The following is a 17,261-nucleotide window of genomic DNA, read 5'->3' on the forward strand; positions in this document are numbered from 1 at the left end:
GTAGGTCGCCGCCCGGTCCGCTAGACACGATGCAATTACATTCTCCTTTGCAGTGTTAAATGAGACCGACGCCGTTACTCAGAACGACGTTTGCTTCTGCAGCCAATTTGTTGTTAAAACAAAAGTGTTGCAGCCCTGATGCGGGGTGGAGCAGCCCGGTAGCTCGTCAGGCTCATAACCTGAAGGTCGTAGGTTCAAATCCTACCCCCGCACCCAAAATTAAAAAGCCCCGCGCCATTTGGCCGGGGATTTTTGCTTATCTACTGTCAATTTTGAATTTTCCCGCTCCAGCAGCACCTTGCCCCTTAAAAGCCAAGGGTTCGTCGAGTAGGTTGGATGCCTCCTATGCGGAGTTGTGAGTTCGGGGAAGGTGTTTATGGCGATTACGGCGATAGAATACGCCTTGTTCAAAGAGTTCAGGGACAAGCAAGTGCTGCCTTTGCAAGGCAGCGTGCTCGAGCTTGGCGAGTCCAACTGGTATGGCGATGTGGATATCAACCGCCTGAAGGGCGACATTCAAAAATACGCCGCTGAAACCCAAAGAGCGAGCCTGAATGAACGGCTTGGAGCAACCCTGCGCCCCTCAGCAAAGCAGGCGGGGTGGGAGCAGGCCAAGGTCTTCTGGTCCACCTTCCTGCAATATTCCAATTATAGCGCCATTGATTTTCACGGCACCGAGATCGCCTTGAAACAGGATTTGAACAAGCCGCTCAAGCTCAAGGACAAGTTCGACATGGTGCTCAATCTGGGCACGGCCGAACATGTATTCAATCAGGCGCAGGTTTTCACGAGCATCCACAAACATACAAAGCCCGGCGGACTGATGGTCCATGGGCTGCCGTTTACCGGGTATGTGGACCATGGGTTCTATAACTTCCAGCCTACCTTCTTCTGGGATTTGGCTAAAGCGAACGCTTACCAGGTCCTGGCCTTGATCTACGCCGAACTCAAACCGCTCAAGCTGGTTCAGCTGCAGAGCCGGGAAGCCATCATCGCAATGTACAAGAAACAGGCGCTCGGTGAGAATTCTCTGCTCTACGCCGTAATGAAAAAACCCGAGATCAACGCCAGCTTCAAGCCTCCCATGCAGGGCTATTATTTTGACGATGATGTCTCATCGCTGGTCTCTGCTGGCTGGTCTGCAATGCGATAACATCATGAAATCGCATCAAATCTTTCAAGGCGGAGAATGGGCGTGTCGGTAGCCAGAGCGCTGAGGGCCGCGGAAAAAGCGTTGAAATCCGGCCGATTTGAAGAGGCCGAAGCCCAGTTCGAGGCGATTTTGTCCAGCTACCCGCAAAATGCACGGGCGAGGGCGGGGCTCAAACACATCATGGAGACGCCGTTCAGTGCGCAGCTGAATGACACTGAACGGCATGCCGCAGCGCAACTCGCTTCGCTTGTCCAGAGCGCCAATCCACTTGAAGCCGCAGTCTTCGCCGAGGCCATGCTGGCCAGTCATTCTGGAAGTTTCGCCGTCGCCCAGGTCATCGCTGAGCAGTGCGCGCGGATCCAACGCTATGACCTGGCGGCCAAGGCTCTGCGCCAGGCCTTGGGGCTGCGTGATGCTCACCCACGCACTTGGTATAATCTCGCTATATGCCAGAATAAAAATCTGGACCACGCCGGAGCTATGGACGCGTTGGAAAAAGCGCTCGAGCTTCGACCGGACTATGATGAAGCCCTGCGTCTTCTGAAACTCACGGCGCTGAAATGCTCCAACGAGGAGCGGGCGCTTTGGGCCGTTCAGACATTGAGTGAGCGCCACCCCGAGAATGCTGGATATCTGTGCGACCTGGGCGACATGTTGGTGCGACTGGGCCGGTATGACGAGGCGGATCAAGTGTATCAGAAGGCGATAGCCTCAGATCCGACTCATCTGGAGAGCCAGCTCGCGACATGCTTGCGACTGAATCCGATCATGACCTCAAAGGCCATGATAGCGCAAAGCCGGGCGGGCGTTCATAAGGCGCTCGGCGTGCTCACATCGCTCGAGGCTTCTTTGGACCAAGTGCCTCGGCGCCTGTCTGACGAACCCTATTTCCTCGCGTATCACGCTGAGAACGATGCGCCGATCAAGTCCGAAATCGCTGCGACCTTGCGCTCCAGCTGCCCGGGCCTGAACTTTGAAGCGCCGCATGTGCGCAACTGGGCGGGCCCGGCTGAGAAGATCCGGCTGGGCGTGTGTTCGGAGTTCCTGTCCAATCACACCATTGGCAAGCTGTTCGGCGGCTATATCGAAAAGCTCGACCCAGAACGCTATGAGATCACATTGATCCGGCTGCAGAGCTCCAAGCCCGATGACATGTCCCGTCGCTTCGCGGGGCAGGCGGCGCGTGTCGTCACTTTGCGCTCTGAGCTTGTCCAGCAGCACACTCAGATAGCGGATCTGGAACTTGATATCCTTTTCTATCCAGATATCGGCATGAGTCCAGATACCTATAGTCTGGCCTTCGCACGGCTGGCGCCGATTCAGATGGTGAGCTGGGGACATCCGGACACCACGGGTATAGATACGCTCGACTATTATCTGTCAGCAGACAGTATCGAGGCTTCCGATGCGCAAGCGCATTACTCGGAACGTTTGATCTGCTTTGAGCGGCTCCCCTGTTATTATCAGGCGAAAACCTTGCGGCCTGCGGATCTGGATCGCGTCGCCCTGGGGCTGCCGGCATCCGGACGCCTGTATGGTTGCCCGCAGACCTTGTTCAAGTTCCATCCTGATTTTGATGCAGTGCTGAGCGCGATCGTGGATCAGGACCCTGAGGGACATATCGTACTGTTAGAGGGGCGGGTGCCGAGTTGGGTGCGAGCCCTGAAAGCGCGATGGGCGCAATCCGCCCCCTCCTTGCTGGAGAAATGCGTGTTTCTACCGCATCAACCTCAAGAGGCTTTCCTGGCGCTGATGCAGAGTATGGATGTGCTGCTGGATCCGATACATTTCGGCTCTGGAAACACGCTGTACGAAGCCATGTCCATGGGAGTCCCTATCGTGACCTGGCCGGGAGATTTCATGCGCGGGCGTATTGTGGCTGGCGCGTATGCCCAGATGGGAATCGAGAATCCTCCGATCGCCTCGTCTCTTGATGAGTATGCTCCACTTGCAATCAGCCTGGCTCAGGACGAAGGGCGTCGAGCGACATTGTCGGCGCAGCTGAAAGAGGCTGCCGGCGCTCATTTGATTGAGGACGATCTGGCCATCGAGGAGTTTGACCAGTTCGTCCAGGCGGCCCTTGATGCGCGACGGGCTGGAAAACTATTGCCAACACGCTGGCGCGGCAGTGACGCAACACTGTCCAGTGATCTGAGAGAAGGTGTGTCTTGAAACCAACCGTGCTTGTGACCGGTGGAGCAGGATTTCTAGGCTCGCATCTATGCGACAGGCTGATCGCAGCCGGTAATGATGTCTTGTGTGTGGACAATTTCTACACGGGCAATCGGGACAATATCCGCCATTTGCTGGGGCATCCCAGTTTTGAACTGATGCGCCATGACGTGATGCTGCCTCTCTATGTGCAGGTGGACCAGATCTATAATCTCGCCTGTGCGGCCAGTCCTGTTCATTACCAGACCGATCCGGTGGGAACGACCAAGACCTCGGTGATGGGGGCGATCAACATGCTCGGCCTTGCAAAGCGGCAACAGGCGCGGGTGCTTCAGGCTTCCACCAGCGAAGTGTATGGCGATCCGCGTCAACATCCGCAGCGCGAAGACTATTGGGGACACGTCAATCCGATTGGCGTTCGCGCCTGCTATGATGAAGGCAAACGGTGCGCGGAGACCCTGTTTTTTGATTATCACCGCCAGTCAGCAGTCGATATACGCATCATTCGCATCTTCAACACCTACGGTCCGCGATTGCAGATGCATGATGGTCGCGCGGTCGGCAATTTCATCTTGCAAGCCCTGCGCGGCGAGCCGCTGACAATCTATGGTGACGGAAGCCAGACCCGCTCCTTCTGCTATGTCGATGACCTGATTGAAGGCATGGTGCGCACGATGGACCAGAATGATGCGGTGGGGCCTGTGAATTTGGGCAATCCCGTGGAATGCACGATCCTTGAACTGGCTGAAACCGTGCTGGAGCTGACCGGATCAAAAAGCGAGCTGGTCTACAATCCGCTGCCTTTCGACGATCCCGTCCGGCGTCAACCTGACATTTCCCTGGCGCGCAAGCTGCTGGACTGGTCGCCTCAGGTTGAACTGAAGGACGGCTTACGAGAAACAATCGCTTACTTCAAAACACTGCTGTAATTCAGGCCGGTTTCCCTGCTGGCGACAAGGTGACGGACATGTCCTCCAACAAAGCCCAATCAGCCCAGTTCGTGGCGACGCTCTGCCCGGTCTGTCATCATGGCGTGGCCGTGAAATTCCTGGATGCCGGGCGACACCCCCTTGCCACGCTGGGATGGCCGGACAGTGAAGCGGCGGCGAAAGCCATGCCCGGCTTGCCGCAGGATTTCGTTCAGTGCCCGAAGTGCACACATGTCTGGAACCGCTCTTTCACATACGATGATGTGCCCTACACCAACAACGCCAACCGGATGTTCAATACGGGCGGTTTGTGGAAGGGGCATCTGGCGCAAACGCGTGATCTGATCCTGGACCGCCTGGACGCTTCACCGACGGTGATCGACATTGGCTGCGGAGAGGGGCATTTCGTCAGGGGGCTGGCAGAAGGACGCTCTGGTGCGGGTCGGTTTATCGGCTTTGATCCCAACACCACCCCGGAAAGCGGCAAAGGTGTGGAGTTTCACGCCCGCTATTTCAATGCGCTTGATGATTTTGATGCGTTCAAGCCCGATGCGATCACCATTCGCCATGTGCTGGAGCATCTCACCGATCCCGCCTCACTGCTGGAAGAGCTGGCCTGGGCGGCGAGCCGGGCGGGCAAGACCTGCTACCTGTTCGCCGAGACCCCCTGTATTGATCGTGTTCCAGAGACCCTGCGTCTGGCGGATTTCTTCTATGAGCACATGTCGCACTTTACGACGCGCTCCTTCCGCGCGCTCATGGAGCGGGCAGGAGACGTGATCACGCTGGAGCAAGGCTATAACGGCGAGGTGGTCTTCGCTCTCGTCAAGCTGGGCGTTCCAGAGGCGGCGCTTGAGCAAGCGGCTTCGGCCGGGGCGTTCTTTGACACGGTTGATGTCTCTCGCCAGACAATTTCCGACACGCTCTCAAGCCTTCACGAGGGCAGGAAACGGGTGGCGATTTGGGGCGGTACTGGAAAGGCGGCGGCGTTCATGCATCAGTTCGGCGTGGATCCGGATCGTTTTCCGATCGTGGTGGATTCTGATCCGGCCAAGGTCGGGACTTTCGTTCCGGGCCTTGGACAGGAAATCCAGGCGCCTGACGTGCTCAAACAAGCGCCAGTGGATGTGATCATTATTCCGACCCAGTGGCGGGCCAAGGACATCGCTCATGAAATTGAGCGCAAGGGTATCGAGGCAGGCCAGCTCCTTATCGAGCATAATGGGGGGCTGGTGAGTTTTCACACGGACCCGCACCCCTATCGCTGAAGGGCCGCTTCTGCCTGGTCCCACCCTCGCAATCCAAATGCCGTTGTCAGTTCAGAGCAAATTCGAAGCGCCCCAAGATTTATCTCGTGGCGTTTTGTCGTCGGCTAGAGCTCAACAGAGAGGTGCGCTTGCGAAATGATCGCTTGCGTTATCGGGCAATTCAGCGCACAGAGGCGGCACGCGAAGCACGCGCCCAGCATGAGGCTGGTTGCGCGGCGACGGATCAGCCGGAGTGAGAGCACTCCCGTTATGAGGTCCGGGCGGGGGCGATATTCGTCCCAGAACGGCGGCTGAACGATCCAGTTGTCTATATTTTTGAACGAAATAGCGCCCGGAGATCGTCCGTGAGCGCTGCTAAGAGGTTATCTTTGACCCGATTTACAGATCTTGGTCTGAACGACTCCATTCTCTCGGCGATCGCCGAACAGGGCTATGAAACGCCCACCCCCATCCAGGCGCGCGCCATCCCCCAGGTGCTCGCTGGCCGTGACCTGATCGGTCTGGCGCAAACCGGCACCGGCAAGACCGCCGCCTTCGTGCTGCCGCTGATCCATCAATTGCTGGCGGAAAACAAACAGGCGCCGGGCCGATCCTGCCGCGCCCTGATCCTGGCGCCGACGCGAGAGCTGGCCGCCCAGATTGAAGAGCAGGTTCGCGCTTATACCGCGCACACGCGTCTGACGAGCGCCGTGATCTTTGGCGGCGTCAAAGCCGGCCCGCAAATCCGGGTGCTGGCGCGCGGGGTCGACATTCTGGTGGCGACGCCGGGACGTCTTCTGGACCATCTGGGCGAGCGCAAGGCCCGTCTCGATCTCACAAGCTTTGTGGTGCTGGACGAAGCGGATCAGATGCTGGATCTCGGCTTCATCCCCGCGATCCGCAAACTGCTGCGCCTGGTCGGCAAAGAGCGTCAGACGCTGATGTTCTCCGCCACTATGGTGCCGGCGATCCGCCAGCTGGCGGACGACTTCCTGTCCAATCCGGAAACGGTGGCGGTGACCCCGCCCTCCAAACCGGTGGAGCGGATCGACCAGAAGGTGCTTTACACCGAAGCGGCCGACAAACCCGAAGCGCTGATTGATCTGATGGCGCCGGAAGCCGGCAAGCGCACGATCATCTTCACCCGCACCAAGCATGGCGCGGACCGGGTGGCGAAGCGTCTGGTGAAATACGGCCACAAGGCCAACGCCATCCATGGCGACAAGAGCCAGAACCAGCGCACCCGTGCGCTCGATGCGTTCAAATCAGGCGAGTCCCCCGTGCTGGTGGCGACCGATATCGCGGCCCGCGGCATTGATGTGGACGGCGTTGATCTGGTGGTCAATTACGAGCTGCCCAATGTGGCCGAGAATTATGTCCACCGCATCGGCCGCACCGCGCGCGCTGGCGCGACCGGCCGGGCTGTCGCTTTGTGCGCGCCGGACGAGCGCGTGATGCTCAAGGATATTGAGAAGACCATGGGCGTGCCTATCGCCGGCCTCAACGATGCGCCGCCAATGCCCAAGGGCGAGGCCGCCAAGTCCAAGAGCCGACGCCGGGGTGGTCGCCGCGGTCAGGGCCAAGGCCAGGGTGATGGCGCGCCGTCCGGTCAAAAGCGCGGGGGCGCTTCCGGCAAGCCGCGTCAGGGCGGTGAGGGCGCACGCGGCGGCGGCAAGCCTCAGCGTCATCGCCGAGGCGCGGGTGGAGGTCAACGCCGCGGCCCGAGCGCCACAGCCGCCGAATAAGGCGCACGACGAGACACGAGAACGGGCGCGGTTTTTCAAACCGCGCCCGTTTTGCGTTTGGCTGCGCCTCAGCTCGTCGGGTTTTCTTCCGTGCAGGCGGGCGGTTCGCCCGGTTCGGGATCGCCGGGCAGGGGGATGTATTCGTTTTCCTCGACCGGCATGCGGAAGGGCGTGTCCTTGAAGCCAGCGGCGATCGAGGCGCGCCAATCGGTTTTGGCTTGTTCGATCCGCTCTTTGCTGGTGGAGACGAAGTTCCATTCCATATAGCGCTGACCCAGGGGCTGGCCGCCGAGCAGCATCAGACGGGAGTCTTCCGTCACGCTGACGCGCGCTTGAATCTGGCCAGGTGTGAAAATCGCCATATGGCCGCCGGAAACGGGCTCGCCCGCAGTTTCAACGCGGCCTGAGACCACATGCAGCGCCAGCTCTTCATGGCCTTGAGGCAGGTCAAATGTCGCGCCCGCTTTCGCTTCGATATGGGCGTAGACGATGGGCGAGTGGACCTTCACCGGCGATGTCTGACCGTAGGCGCTTCCCAGGATCAGTCGGAAGTGTGCGCCGCCGATCTCGAACGCGGGCAGATCCTCTGCGCCATGATGATGAAACTCGGGCTCGATCTCCTGACAGTCTTCAGGCAGGGCGACCCAGACCTGAATGCCGTGCATGAACATGCCCTTGGCGCGGGCTTCATCGCCCGTGCGCTCTGAATGGGTGACGCCCTTGCCGGCCGTCATCCAGTTCACATCACCGGGATAGATGGTCTGATGCACGCCCAGACAGTCGCGATGGTCCATCTCGCCGTCAAAGAGATAGGTGACCGTCGCCAGTCCGATATGCGGATGGGGCCGTACATTAATGCCTTCGCCGGGGTTGAAACGCGCCGGCCCCATCTGGTCGTAAAACACGAAGGGACCCACATGGCGGCGCTGTGCGACAGGCAGGATGCGCGTGACGCAGAACCCGCCCAGATCCTTGCTCTTGCCTTCAAGAATGCGTTCGAGTTGGCTCATCAGGTGTCCTCTGGGCTGGGTGGGAGAGCGCAGAAAGCTAGCGCACGTCCCGGTCCAGGATGACGTTCATCCGGGTGCTTTGACGGATACGATATCCTTTGCTCAGCGCCAGTGCGGCGGCGTCGGGCGTCGTGCGGCCATCGGCCATGTCGGCGCGCTCCAGGATCAGCAAGTCCGGCCAGCGTGTCTTGTCGGCTTTCGCGAAGAAATGGGACAGGATGGCGGCTTCCCCGCCCTCGACATCCACCTTCATGGCGTGAGCCTTGGTGAGTTTGAGTTCGTCCATCAAGGTCAGAAGGGTGGTGACGCGCACCGCTTCGCCTTCAGATCCGCCCAGACGGGCCTGACCATGATTGCCCGAGATCATGCGCATGACCTCTTCGCCCTCATAGTCAGCAAGGGCCACGCCCGCCATCTCGATCTGGCCGAGGGCGTTCTGGCGTGCATTGAAGCTGAGCCTGCGGCGCATTTCGCGCTGGGGCTCGACCGCGATGACACGCGATTTGTCGCCGCCCGCCAGCGCCGCCACAAGTGCATACGCGCCGGCGTTGGCGCCAATATCCATGAACGCCTTGCCAGGGCCCATCACGCCGCGCAGCGCTTCGAGCTCAGCCGGGTCAAAGCATTGCGGCGTCATGAAAAGCCGCTTCTCCGACAGATTGTCGGTGGGGTGCAGCCGCAGCTTCAAGCCAAGCGCCTGAACATCCGCCACGCCCGCTTTCATGCCGCTGAGCGCCAGAGGGCGCGCGGCGCCGGCCAGCCGCAAGCCGGCGCGTGAGGCCGGCAAGGCGCGTCCGATGGCGAGCCCGATCTTGCTGACAAACCCTGGCGCATACGCGCCATATCCGGGGGCGGGCGGTTCATGAGACACAGGCCCGCCCTGGCTCCGCTTCACTTCAGGCGGAGCGGGCGGAATCGTCAGCATTTCGTCGGTGTCAGGCAAAGCCTGGTCGGAGTTTGAAGCGGTCTCGGTCATGCCATGACTTATAAACGCAAATGAGGCCGAGCGCCTACCACGAGATCAGGTTTCCAGTTTCGCTGGGCGCCTTTATGGTCACCTCAATTCTGAGGAGGAGAGACATCATGCTGCGCACGTTTGCGGTCGCCGCCCTGGTATCAACGGCAGGCCTGGCGCATGCCCAGACCGAGCCGTTCGATCTGGGACAAGATAACCGTGAGATCGCCCAGGCTCTGGGACAGGCCGCGCTCGAGAGCGATCTGGCCTATGAGATCACCGAGTCGCTGACCACCGAAGTCGGTCCCCGTCTGGCGGGCACGCCGCAAGAAGCGCGGGCGCGTGACTGGGCGGTCGAGATGCTTGAAGGGCTCGCGTTTGAAAACGTTCGGGTCGAGCCGTTCGAGCTTGATCTGTGGACGCGCGGGCATTCCGTCTACGAGGAAGTGGCGATCACGATGCCGTATCCACAGCCGATCTATGCGATCTCTCTGGGCGGCGCCGGCGCGACACCTGAAGGCGGGCTGGAAGCGGAAGTGGTGTTCTTTGAAAGCTATGACGCGCTTCTGGCGTCTGACGCGGACGAAGATGCGCTCGATGGCAAGCTGGTCTTCGTCAATGACCGCATGGTCGCCAGCCGCACGGGCGAGGGGTATGGCTGGGCCAATCGCAAGCGCCGCGACGCCTGGGTGCTGGCGGAAGACCGCGGCGCAGTCGGCGTGCTGATCCGCTCTGTGGGGACCAGCACCAACCGTTTTGCGCACACTGGCATGATGAGCTTCCCTGACGGGCGCCGCCCTGACATTCCGGCCCTGGCCGTTTCAGCGCCGGATGCGGACCAGCTCGAGCGTCTGCACGAGATGGGCGAAACCGTTTCGATCAATATGCGCACTTATGCCGGTTGGCGGGGCGAGGCGATGAGCGGCAATGTCATCGCCGAGATCACCGGGTCTGAAGCGCCGGACGAAATCATCATTATCGGCGCGCATCTGGATAGCTGGGACACCGCCACAGGCGCCCTCGACGACGGTGCAGGCGTGGGCATCGTCACCGCCGCTGCGCGCCTGATCGCGGAAAGCGGACATCGTCCGCGCCGCACCATCCGTGTGGTGCTGTTCGGCGCCGAGGAGGTGGGCCTGGTGGGCGCACGCGCCTACGCCAACGCCCGCATGGAAGACGGTACGGTGGGCGATCACATAATCGGGTCAGAATCAGATTTCGGCGCTCGGGAAGTCTGGCGCCTGCGGTCCAATGTGGGCGAGCACGCCGTGCCGGAAATCGACGCCATTCACCGCGAACTGCAAAGCCTGGGGCTGGTGCGCGGCGACAATTCAGGCGGCGGCGGACCTGACATGATCCCGTTGCAATTTATGGGCGTGCCCATGGTGCGGCTGGAGCAGAACGGCGAGGACTATTTCGAGTTCCACCACACGCCAAACGACACCTTCGACAAGATCGTGCCTGAAGAAATGGCGCAGAACGTCGCCGCCTGGACCATGATGGTCTGGCTGCTGGCCAACAGCGAGACGGACTTCCGCCCACAGGCGCCGCAAGCCGAGGCGAGCCAGTAATTCCGTTCTGGAAGCAATGAGCTTCCAGAAGCTGGGCTACACGCGGGATCGGGGCGTAGGCATATCTCCTCACATCAGGCGGCGCCGCCGCAACACATGATGGAGGTGATTATGTCTGCGCCCACTATTCTTCAGGTCAATTCCAGCGCCCGTCTCGAGGGCTCGGTCAGCCGCGAACTGTCGCAGCTGCTTTCCCGGGCCCTGGCCGGTGAGTCCGGTGCGGTGACCGTTCGCGATCTCGCCGAGACGCCAGTGCCGCAAGTGGATGCGGACTGGGTCGGCGCCAATTTCACCGATCCGGCTGAGCGCACCGAAGCACAGCGCGACATTCTCAAAGGATCGGACGCGTTGGTGGGTGAGCTCAAGGCCGCCGACCAGATCGTCATCGGCATGCCGATCTACAATTTCTCCATTCCCGCTGGCCTGAAGGCCTGGATCGACCAGATCGCGCGGGCGCGAGAAACCTTCCGCTATTCCGAAGCCGGGCCTGAAGGTCTGCTGACCGGCAAAACAGCCTGGATCGTGGTGGCGTCAGGCGGGGTGCCTCTGGATTCGGGCGTGGATTTCGCGACGCCGTATCTGCGTCAGGTGCTGAACTTTGTCGGCATCACTGATATTCGCGTCATTGACGGCTCGCGCTGGGATTTCCGTGAGGAAACCGATCGCGAGGCGATCCGCGCTCTGGCCCGCACTGCGGACGTACAGCCTGCGCAAGCGGCTGAATAAAGACGAGGCCGCGAAGGCGGCTAAGCGCGATGAGATCAGAGCAAGTCTGAGGTGTTGAGCATTGGCGGGCGTTCAGAGCGTCCGCCAATCATCCCTCACACCGAGCTGGCGGAAAACCTCCGACCAATAGGCCTGTAGAAGATCGCGCTGCTCAGCGCTCCAGCCCCGACGTTCGATCAGGTAAATCTCGATCCGGACGCCAGCGAGCACGTCGCCATATTCATCCTCGATCAACGCCGCGACACGGCCGGGCGGCGGCAGGCGGTTCGCCAGATCAGAGCGGGCGCGGCCATAGACGCTGAACAGGCGTGAATTCTGCAGCATGTCGGAGACAAGGATGACCGTGCGGCGCGGGGTGTCGGGGTCAAACCCCTCTTCCAGCGCCAGATCGGCCAAGGCCTCGATAATCGGGCTCGCCGGGCTTTCCTTGGGCTCCACAAGATCGGCGAGGGCGCTTTGCAGCGGGCCTTCAAACAAGGCCTGATAGCGCGCCTCGACCCGGGCCGGATTGCGATAGAGCGGGTTGATCTGGTCGCCACGGCCGGGATTGCACAGCGAGAAACTGTTGGTGTTGATCAGCTCGCCGCGCGCATCCAGCTCGTACAGGGACAGACGCTCGCCGATCTCCAGCCGGTCGCGGCTGTCGAGCGCAAGTTGCTCGATGCGGGCGGCCTGTTCAGGAGAATAAAGGTCCGTCTTGTCGATCACCAGCGCCATATGGGCAGGCTGTTCGCCGCTCAGGCATAGCGTATTGGGATCATATTCAGGGGGTTGCAGCACCAGCGCGGCATAGCTGATCGCGCCCAGCACACCGGCCACGATCACAATATTGATGATACCCAGGATATCCTTGCCGCGCATATGTCTGACGCCCCCTCTGCCAGCCGATAGCGAAGGGCATCATGGGGCGCCCGCCCGCATATGGCTAGACGTTATCGGCCCGGAAAAGGCGGTTTGTCCGACCCGCTCGCCTCCACCGGATCGGTGAGGTCGGTGTCCGCCGCCTGCTCATAGAGCTGGATCGAGCGTGAATTGTCGGCGGCGAAAAACTTGTCGATCTTGCGCTTGAGCGCGATCGCTTCACGACGCGTCGGCCCGCTCAGGCTTTCTTCGATCTCGACGGCGCTATCGGTGTTTTCGCGGTGGGTATGCGGCAATTGCTTGAGCACGCCAGACAAATGCGCCGCCGCGTTGATCGCCCGGCGCTGGGCGGTGCCATAGCCGATCAGGCGGTCGTCAAAGGTTGCGCCCTTGAATGCGGCGATGGCGGCGAAGGTGATGCCCAGTCCAAACAACAAGAGCCCTTCCAGCGTCTGGATGCCGGTTCCGGCCATGGCTGAACTCACGGGCGCCAGGATCGCCCCGGTCGGTTCCGCCAGATCGCCAAGCGCCAGAGTCGCGGCGTTGATTTCCAGCAGATCGCGGTAAAGCGCGGCGGTGTAGTTGAGAAAGACCACGAAGCCCAATGCCAGGGGCGTGCCGATGATGGCGGCGGCGAAGGAGAAGGGGCGGTCAGGGTTTTGCAGCAGTCGCAAACCCAGAAACCCGATCAGGAAGAAGGCGGTGATGACATTGGTGAAGGCCACGGTGATGGCCTGGATCCAGCCGCCCAACAGGCCCAGATCCGAACTTTTGGAGAAGAAGTATGCGTTGATCAGCCCTTCCACGAGCACCATCCCGGCCAGGATGGAGAAGTGCATGATATGGCTTTCAGGATAGGTCGCAGAGCGATTGACCCATTTGTCGCGCGGCAGCGCTTCTTCAAACATCCGTCCGCGGGTCTGGCGAAAATGCAGATAGGCGTCAAAACAGGCCGAGGCGCGGTAATACGCATCCGTCAGTCGATCAACGATCTGATGGGTCTTGCGATCAATTTCAGTATCCATGACCTCGTCCGAATCCTCCGACCGTCCCCGGTTGAAGCCGAGGAGGTTGTTCGTGATCGGCCGATCTTGGGTCTCAATCGTATCGCGTAGGGATTGTTCGTGCATGGTCCGGCCCCTTTTGAGTAAGTCTGTTCACAGCGCCCAAGAGTTAACCATGTCCTGACAATCGAGCTTAAGTTGGGCGAAATCAAATAAAACCAGGCGGAAAAGCGACGAAATGTGTCCTTTTATGGGACGCACTTCACTCTGTTTGCCTCCATGAGCAGGTTTGGCGCATCAGCGCCGTTAACATAGATGAACAACCTGGCGGCTGAACCGGAGCTGAACATCCAAACAGCCGTGTCATGCTCGCGCTCAGATTCGCGGGCGCTTCCGGTGCTGGCGACTCACAGTCAGCTCTGGGGCCTCTGGCTTCGCGAAGTTGTGACCCGGGCGCTGGGCGTGCAGATTGAAGCGCGTCTGGGCGTGGCCGATACTCGGCCGCAAGCGTTCGCCAAGTGACGCCAGAAAACCGGGAGAACCGTCCATGAAGTTCTATGATTGCGCCACCGCACCCAGCCCGCGCAGGGCGAGAATGGTCATCGCTGAAAAACGCGTAGACGTAGAGACCATCGAGGTGGATTTGCGGTCCGGCGCGCAATTCAGCCCTGATTTCATGGCGGTCAATCCCGGCTGCACCGTGCCGGTGCTGGTGACGGATGACGGCGAGAGCTTGTGTGAGAATGCGGCCATCGTTCGCTATCTCGAAGCGCTCTATCCCGATCCGCCGCTTCTGGGGGTGAGCCCGATCGAGCAGGCGCGGGTGGCCGAATGGGTGTTTCGGGCCGAGTTTGAAGGCCTGGTCAGCGTTATGGAAGTGCTGCGCAACACCTCCAAATCCATGAAGGATCGGGCGCTTCCGGGGCCGGAGCCGGTGCCGCAAATCCCGCAGCTCGCTGAACGCGGCATGATGCGCGGCCAACGGTTTTTCAAAACGCTCGATGCACGACTGGCCCAAACACCCTGGCTCGCGGGAGACGCCTTCAGCTTCGCTGACATCACCGCCTTCGTGTTCGTGGAATTTGCAGCCTGGGTGAAGATGGTCCCCGGCGAGGAGCTGGAAGCGCTGGCGAAATGGCGGGACGCCTGCAAGGCGCGGCCCAGCGCTCAGGTCTGACGTTTTCGCGTTAGCCACACGCTGGCGCCGCCGCATGTGTCATCCCAGAAGCGGCGGTCGATGACTTCCAGTCCGGCATCCTCGAGTACGCGTTCAAAGCGTTCGGGGGAGAGGCTGGCGTGAAACAGTGGATCTCCGAACATGTCGCCCCAGGCGACGCCATCGCCGTCTCCACTGGTGAACATGAAGGGCGCGCCGGGCGCCAGTGCAGGGCTGACGCGCGAAATCAGGCGCGCCTGATCGTCTGCGGGCAGGTGAAAACTGGAATGCCAGGCGAGGGCGCCGTCATAGGGGCCGGTCAGCTCCACCGTCCTCATATCGCCGACGCGCCAGCTCTGATCCGGCCAGTGCTCGCGGCAGAGCGCGATCATGGCCGGCGCAATATCCACGCCTTCAACTTTCAGGCCGTGTTCGATCAGGTGAGCGGCGATGGGGAACCCCGACCCGCAGCCCAGATCAAGTATGCGCTCGCCCGATCTTGCAGATGCAAGAAAGCGGGCCATCCAGCCTGCTTCCAAAAATGTTTCTGAATACCGCCGTCGAGCATCAAACCGTTCGGCATGGCGCTCATAAATGTCCGCGATTGCGGAGGCGCCGCGCGCCTCCGCTTCTGACTCGCGATCCGTCATCAGTCTTCAGCGTTCGCCGGATCGTATTGCTCGAACCAGGCGAGGACATGCCCGGCTTTTTGCAACAGGCGCGAAGGCCGGCTGTCCGCAATGCCGTGATAGGCGCCGGGAATCCGCACCAGGCGGCTGTCGATCCCGCGGATCTGCAAGGCATTGTAATATTGTTCGGATTCAAACACCGGCGTGCGGCGGTCTTCGCCGCCCACAAAGACGAGGGCCGGCGTCTCCACATTGCCCACCAGCGAGAGCGGGCTGCGGCGCCAGTATTCCTCCGGCGCGTCCCAGGGCGTCACGCCGAACCAGTAACGGTAGATGCTCGGGCCGATATCCGCGGCGAGGGTGAAACTGGTCCAGTTGATCACCGGTTTGCCCACGGCGGCCGCAGCGAAGCGGTCGGTCACGCCGATCAGCTGGGCGGTCAGGACGCCGCCGCCCGAACCGCCGGTGACGAACAGGCGGTCTTCATCCACGAACCCGCGGGCGATCAGCGCATCAACGCCGGACAACAGGTCGTCCACATCCTGACCGGGATAGGCCTTGTCGATCTCATTGGCGAAGGTTTCGCCATAGGAGGTCGAGCCGCGCGGATTGGTGTAGAGCACCACATAGCCCGCCGCTGCGTAGAGCTGGACCTCGCCAGAGAATTGCGGGCCATAGGCGGTGTGCGGGCCGCCATGGATCTCAAGGATCATCGGGTAGGTCTGGCTGGGGTCAAAGCCGGGCGGATAGGCGATCCAGCCTTCGATTTCCTGACCGTCCGCAGAGCTGTCCCAGGTGAAGCGTTCCACTTCGGCCAGGTCGCGGAGGCCCAGCACATCCGCGTTCACATCGGTGAGACGGTTTGCGAGGCCGCGCCGTGTGCCGACGCCTACATTGGCGAGGTCGCTGGCGCTGGCGAGCGTCGCCGCCCAGCGGTCATTGTCGGACACGGTGAAGATGCCCGAGGTGTAAGGCCGCCCAAAGGTCGTGCCGCCCAGATCGTCACGCACACGGTCGAGTCCGCCGTTCAGACCTGCATAGCCCAGAATGGTATGGCCGCGATCATCAAAGCGAACCCAAAGGCCGCGTCCGCGTTCATCCCATTCGGCCTGGTCAATACCACGATCAAGATCAGACAATAGCTCACGAGGCTCGCCGCCATTGAGCGAGACGACTTTCAGATCCGTATCCGCATGTGAGGTTTCAACGCGCGGAGTGGAGATATAGGCGAGCGTTTCGCCGTCCGGTGAGATGCGCGGGCTGGATTCTCCGCCCGGATAATCGGTGATCTGGACCGGGTCGGACGCATCGAGCGCGATGGAGTAGATGTCGGCTTCGCGGAAATCAAAGCCATCCGCTTGCCGTCCGCCGAGCGAGTAATACAGCGCTTGGGAATCCGGGCCCCAGCTGACGCCTGAAATGGAGCCGTCGCTCACTTGTGTAAGCTGTCGCGGAGCGCCGCCGTCTGCGGGGGCGACGAAAATTTGTGTGAAACCTGAGGGCAGCTCGCCTGCGCCGTCAAATTCATAGCGTGTGGTTTCATCCACCAGCGCCGGATCCGCCCATTCGGCGCCGCGCGGCTGAGCCGGCATGCCGATATCAACCTGGGGCTCAGGCGCGCTCATGAACATAGTGAAGGCGATCCAGCGTCCGTCCGGTGACCAGCTCAGATTTCCGGCGCCGCCTGGCAGATGTGCCAGGGTGGCGCTGCGTCCACTATCCACCCACACGGTCTTGAGCAGGCTTTGCCCGTCTTCATTGGCGATATAGACAAGCTGGTTTGAGTTCGGTGACCAACGCGGCGAGGAGTAATCACCGGCGCCGGTGATCAGCGGACGGTTCGAGCCGCCGTCATAGGGCGCAATCCACAGCGCGGACCGCGTCTGGTCGGTCATGATGTCGTTGGAGCGACGCTGATAGACGACAAATCGTCCATTCGGGCTGATTTGCGGGTCACTCGCCATTTCCAGACTGAAAATGTCGGCGGCTTGCAACGGGCCGCCCGCGGCTTGGGTCGACGCGAAAGCGCTGGGGGTCGCCAGCGCGCAGGCCAGCGAAGCAAGGAGTAGACGGTTCATCGTGGACGCTCCTAATCTCTGATCT

At 60.9% G+C, this 17,261-nt stretch carries 15 protein-coding genes and 1 tRNA gene; 10 read left to right on the forward strand and 6 right to left on the reverse strand.

Annotation, left to right across the window (positions count from 1 at the left end):
* Positions 1–139 precede the first annotated feature (139 nt).
* The 6 genes from ACTIGF_RS09495 to ACTIGF_RS09520 all read left to right on the forward strand — a co-directional run bounded on the left by ACTIGF_RS09495 (position 140) and on the right by ACTIGF_RS09520 (position 7,246).
* Positions 140–216, forward strand: a tRNA-Met gene (locus tag ACTIGF_RS09495).
* A gap of 160 nt (positions 217–376) precedes the next feature.
* Positions 377–1,153 carry a methyltransferase domain-containing protein gene (locus ACTIGF_RS09500; RefSeq protein ID WP_439636663.1) on the forward strand — a complete coding sequence of 259 codons (777 nt, stop codon included), beginning with the start codon at positions 377–379 and terminating at the stop codon, positions 1,151–1,153.
* A 42-nt stretch (positions 1,154–1,195) separates the two neighbouring features.
* Entirely contained in the window at positions 1,196–3,325 is a 2,130-nt protein-coding gene (locus ACTIGF_RS09505) for a tetratricopeptide repeat protein (protein WP_439636664.1), read from the forward strand.
* The gene (locus ACTIGF_RS09510; protein WP_439636665.1) at positions 3,322–4,254 is read left to right on the forward strand and encodes a UDP-glucuronic acid decarboxylase family protein; all 933 of its coding nucleotides are present in this window, start codon (positions 3,322–3,324) and stop codon (positions 4,252–4,254) included. Before ACTIGF_RS09505 ends, ACTIGF_RS09510 begins: the two co-directional genes overlap by 4 nt.
* A 38-nt stretch (positions 4,255–4,292) precedes the next feature.
* Complete coding sequence (locus ACTIGF_RS09515; RefSeq protein WP_439636666.1) at positions 4,293–5,522, forward strand: class I SAM-dependent methyltransferase; 1,230 nt, start codon at positions 4,293–4,295, stop codon at positions 5,520–5,522.
* 368 nt (positions 5,523–5,890) lie between these two features.
* A complete protein-coding gene (locus tag ACTIGF_RS09520) occupies positions 5,891–7,246 on the forward strand; it encodes a DEAD/DEAH box helicase (RefSeq protein WP_439636667.1) in 1,356 nt (451 codons plus the stop codon).
* Between the two features lie 68 nt (positions 7,247–7,314).
* Here the strand turns inward: ACTIGF_RS09520 and ACTIGF_RS09525 are convergent, their stop codons facing one another.
* Both ACTIGF_RS09525 and ACTIGF_RS09530 read right to left on the reverse strand, forming a co-directional pair.
* The gene (locus ACTIGF_RS09525) at positions 7,315–8,256 is read right to left on the reverse strand and encodes a pirin family protein (protein WP_439636668.1); all 942 of its coding nucleotides are present in this window, start codon (positions 8,254–8,256) and stop codon (positions 7,315–7,317) included.
* A 37-nt stretch (positions 8,257–8,293) separates the two neighbouring features.
* A complete protein-coding gene (locus ACTIGF_RS09530; protein WP_439636669.1) occupies positions 8,294–9,232 on the reverse strand; it encodes an FkbM family methyltransferase in 939 nt (312 codons plus the stop codon).
* A 107-nt stretch (positions 9,233–9,339) separates the two neighbouring features.
* On the opposite strand from ACTIGF_RS09530, the gene ACTIGF_RS09535 reads away from it, so the two are divergent.
* On the forward strand, positions 9,340–10,782 hold the full coding sequence (locus ACTIGF_RS09535) for a M20/M25/M40 family metallo-hydrolase (RefSeq protein ID WP_439636670.1): 1,443 nt from the start codon (positions 9,340–9,342) through the stop codon (positions 10,780–10,782).
* Positions 10,783–10,893: 111 nt separating this feature from the next.
* Positions 10,894–11,508 (forward strand): FMN-dependent NADH-azoreductase, encoded by a 615-nt coding sequence (locus ACTIGF_RS09540; RefSeq protein WP_439636671.1) that lies wholly within the window; start codon positions 10,894–10,896, stop codon positions 11,506–11,508.
* Between the two features lie 72 nt (positions 11,509–11,580).
* Here ACTIGF_RS09540 and ACTIGF_RS09545 read toward each other — a convergent pair whose 3' ends face one another.
* A complete protein-coding gene (locus ACTIGF_RS09545; protein WP_439636672.1) occupies positions 11,581–12,369 on the reverse strand; it encodes a hypothetical protein in 789 nt (262 codons plus the stop codon).
* 71 nt (positions 12,370–12,440) lie between these two features.
* The gene (locus tag ACTIGF_RS09550; protein WP_439636673.1) at positions 12,441–13,394 is read right to left on the reverse strand and encodes a hypothetical protein; all 954 of its coding nucleotides are present in this window, start codon (positions 13,392–13,394) and stop codon (positions 12,441–12,443) included.
* Positions 13,395–13,769: 375 nt separating this feature from the next.
* On the opposite strand from ACTIGF_RS09550, the gene ACTIGF_RS09555 reads away from it, so the two are divergent.
* Both ACTIGF_RS09555 and ACTIGF_RS09560 read left to right on the forward strand, forming a co-directional pair.
* Complete coding sequence (locus ACTIGF_RS09555) at positions 13,770–13,895, forward strand: hypothetical protein (RefSeq protein ID WP_439636674.1); 126 nt, start codon at positions 13,770–13,772, stop codon at positions 13,893–13,895.
* A 25-nt stretch (positions 13,896–13,920) separates the two neighbouring features.
* Complete coding sequence (locus tag ACTIGF_RS09560) at positions 13,921–14,550, forward strand: glutathione S-transferase family protein (RefSeq protein WP_439636675.1); 630 nt, start codon at positions 13,921–13,923, stop codon at positions 14,548–14,550.
* Here ACTIGF_RS09560 and ACTIGF_RS09565 read toward each other — a convergent pair.
* Both ACTIGF_RS09565 and ACTIGF_RS09570 read right to left on the reverse strand, forming a co-directional pair.
* Positions 14,541–15,179 carry a class I SAM-dependent DNA methyltransferase gene (locus ACTIGF_RS09565; RefSeq protein ID WP_439636676.1) on the reverse strand — a complete coding sequence of 213 codons (639 nt, stop codon included), beginning with the start codon at positions 15,177–15,179 and terminating at the stop codon, positions 14,541–14,543. The genes ACTIGF_RS09560 and ACTIGF_RS09565 overlap by 10 nt on opposite strands.
* Positions 15,179–17,236, reverse strand: coding sequence for a prolyl oligopeptidase family serine peptidase (locus tag ACTIGF_RS09570; RefSeq protein ID WP_439636677.1), 2,058 nt, complete (start codon positions 17,234–17,236; stop codon positions 15,179–15,181). The genes ACTIGF_RS09565 and ACTIGF_RS09570 overlap by 1 nt, the downstream gene beginning before the upstream one ends.
* Between the last annotated feature and the right edge of the window lie 25 nt (positions 17,237–17,261).

The sequence above is a fragment of the Oceanicaulis sp. genome, from assembly GCF_051859625.1.
Classification (GTDB): Bacteria; Pseudomonadota; Alphaproteobacteria; order Caulobacterales; family Maricaulaceae; genus Oceanicaulis.

Excerpts from the sequence above, each read along its gene's own strand:
- ACTIGF_RS09500 (WP_439636663.1), top strand. The coding sequence starts at position 377 with ATGGCGATTACGGCGATAGAATACGCCTTGTTCAAAGAGTTCAGGGAC.
- ACTIGF_RS09515 (WP_439636666.1), top strand. The coding sequence starts at position 4,293 with ATGTCCTCCAACAAAGCCCAATCAGCCCAGTTCGTGGCGACGCTCTGC.
- ACTIGF_RS09525 (WP_439636668.1), bottom strand. The coding sequence starts at position 8,256 with ATGAGCCAACTCGAACGCATTCTTGAAGGCAAGAGCAAGGATCTGGGC.
- ACTIGF_RS09530 (WP_439636669.1), bottom strand. The coding sequence starts at position 9,232 with ATGACCGAGACCGCTTCAAACTCCGACCAGGCTTTGCCTGACACCGAC.
- ACTIGF_RS09535 (WP_439636670.1), top strand. The coding sequence starts at position 9,340 with ATGCTGCGCACGTTTGCGGTCGCCGCCCTGGTATCAACGGCAGGCCTG.
- ACTIGF_RS09540 (WP_439636671.1), top strand. The coding sequence starts at position 10,894 with ATGTCTGCGCCCACTATTCTTCAGGTCAATTCCAGCGCCCGTCTCGAG.
- ACTIGF_RS09545 (WP_439636672.1), bottom strand. The coding sequence starts at position 12,369 with ATGCGCGGCAAGGATATCCTGGGTATCATCAATATTGTGATCGTGGCC.
- ACTIGF_RS09550 (WP_439636673.1), bottom strand. The coding sequence starts at position 13,394 with ATGGATACTGAAATTGATCGCAAGACCCATCAGATCGTTGATCGACTG.
- ACTIGF_RS09560 (WP_439636675.1), top strand. The coding sequence starts at position 13,921 with ATGAAGTTCTATGATTGCGCCACCGCACCCAGCCCGCGCAGGGCGAGA.
- ACTIGF_RS09565 (WP_439636676.1), bottom strand. The coding sequence starts at position 15,179 with ATGACGGATCGCGAGTCAGAAGCGGAGGCGCGCGGCGCCTCCGCAATC.
- ACTIGF_RS09570 (WP_439636677.1), bottom strand. The coding sequence starts at position 17,236 with ATGAACCGTCTACTCCTTGCTTCGCTGGCCTGCGCGCTGGCGACCCCC.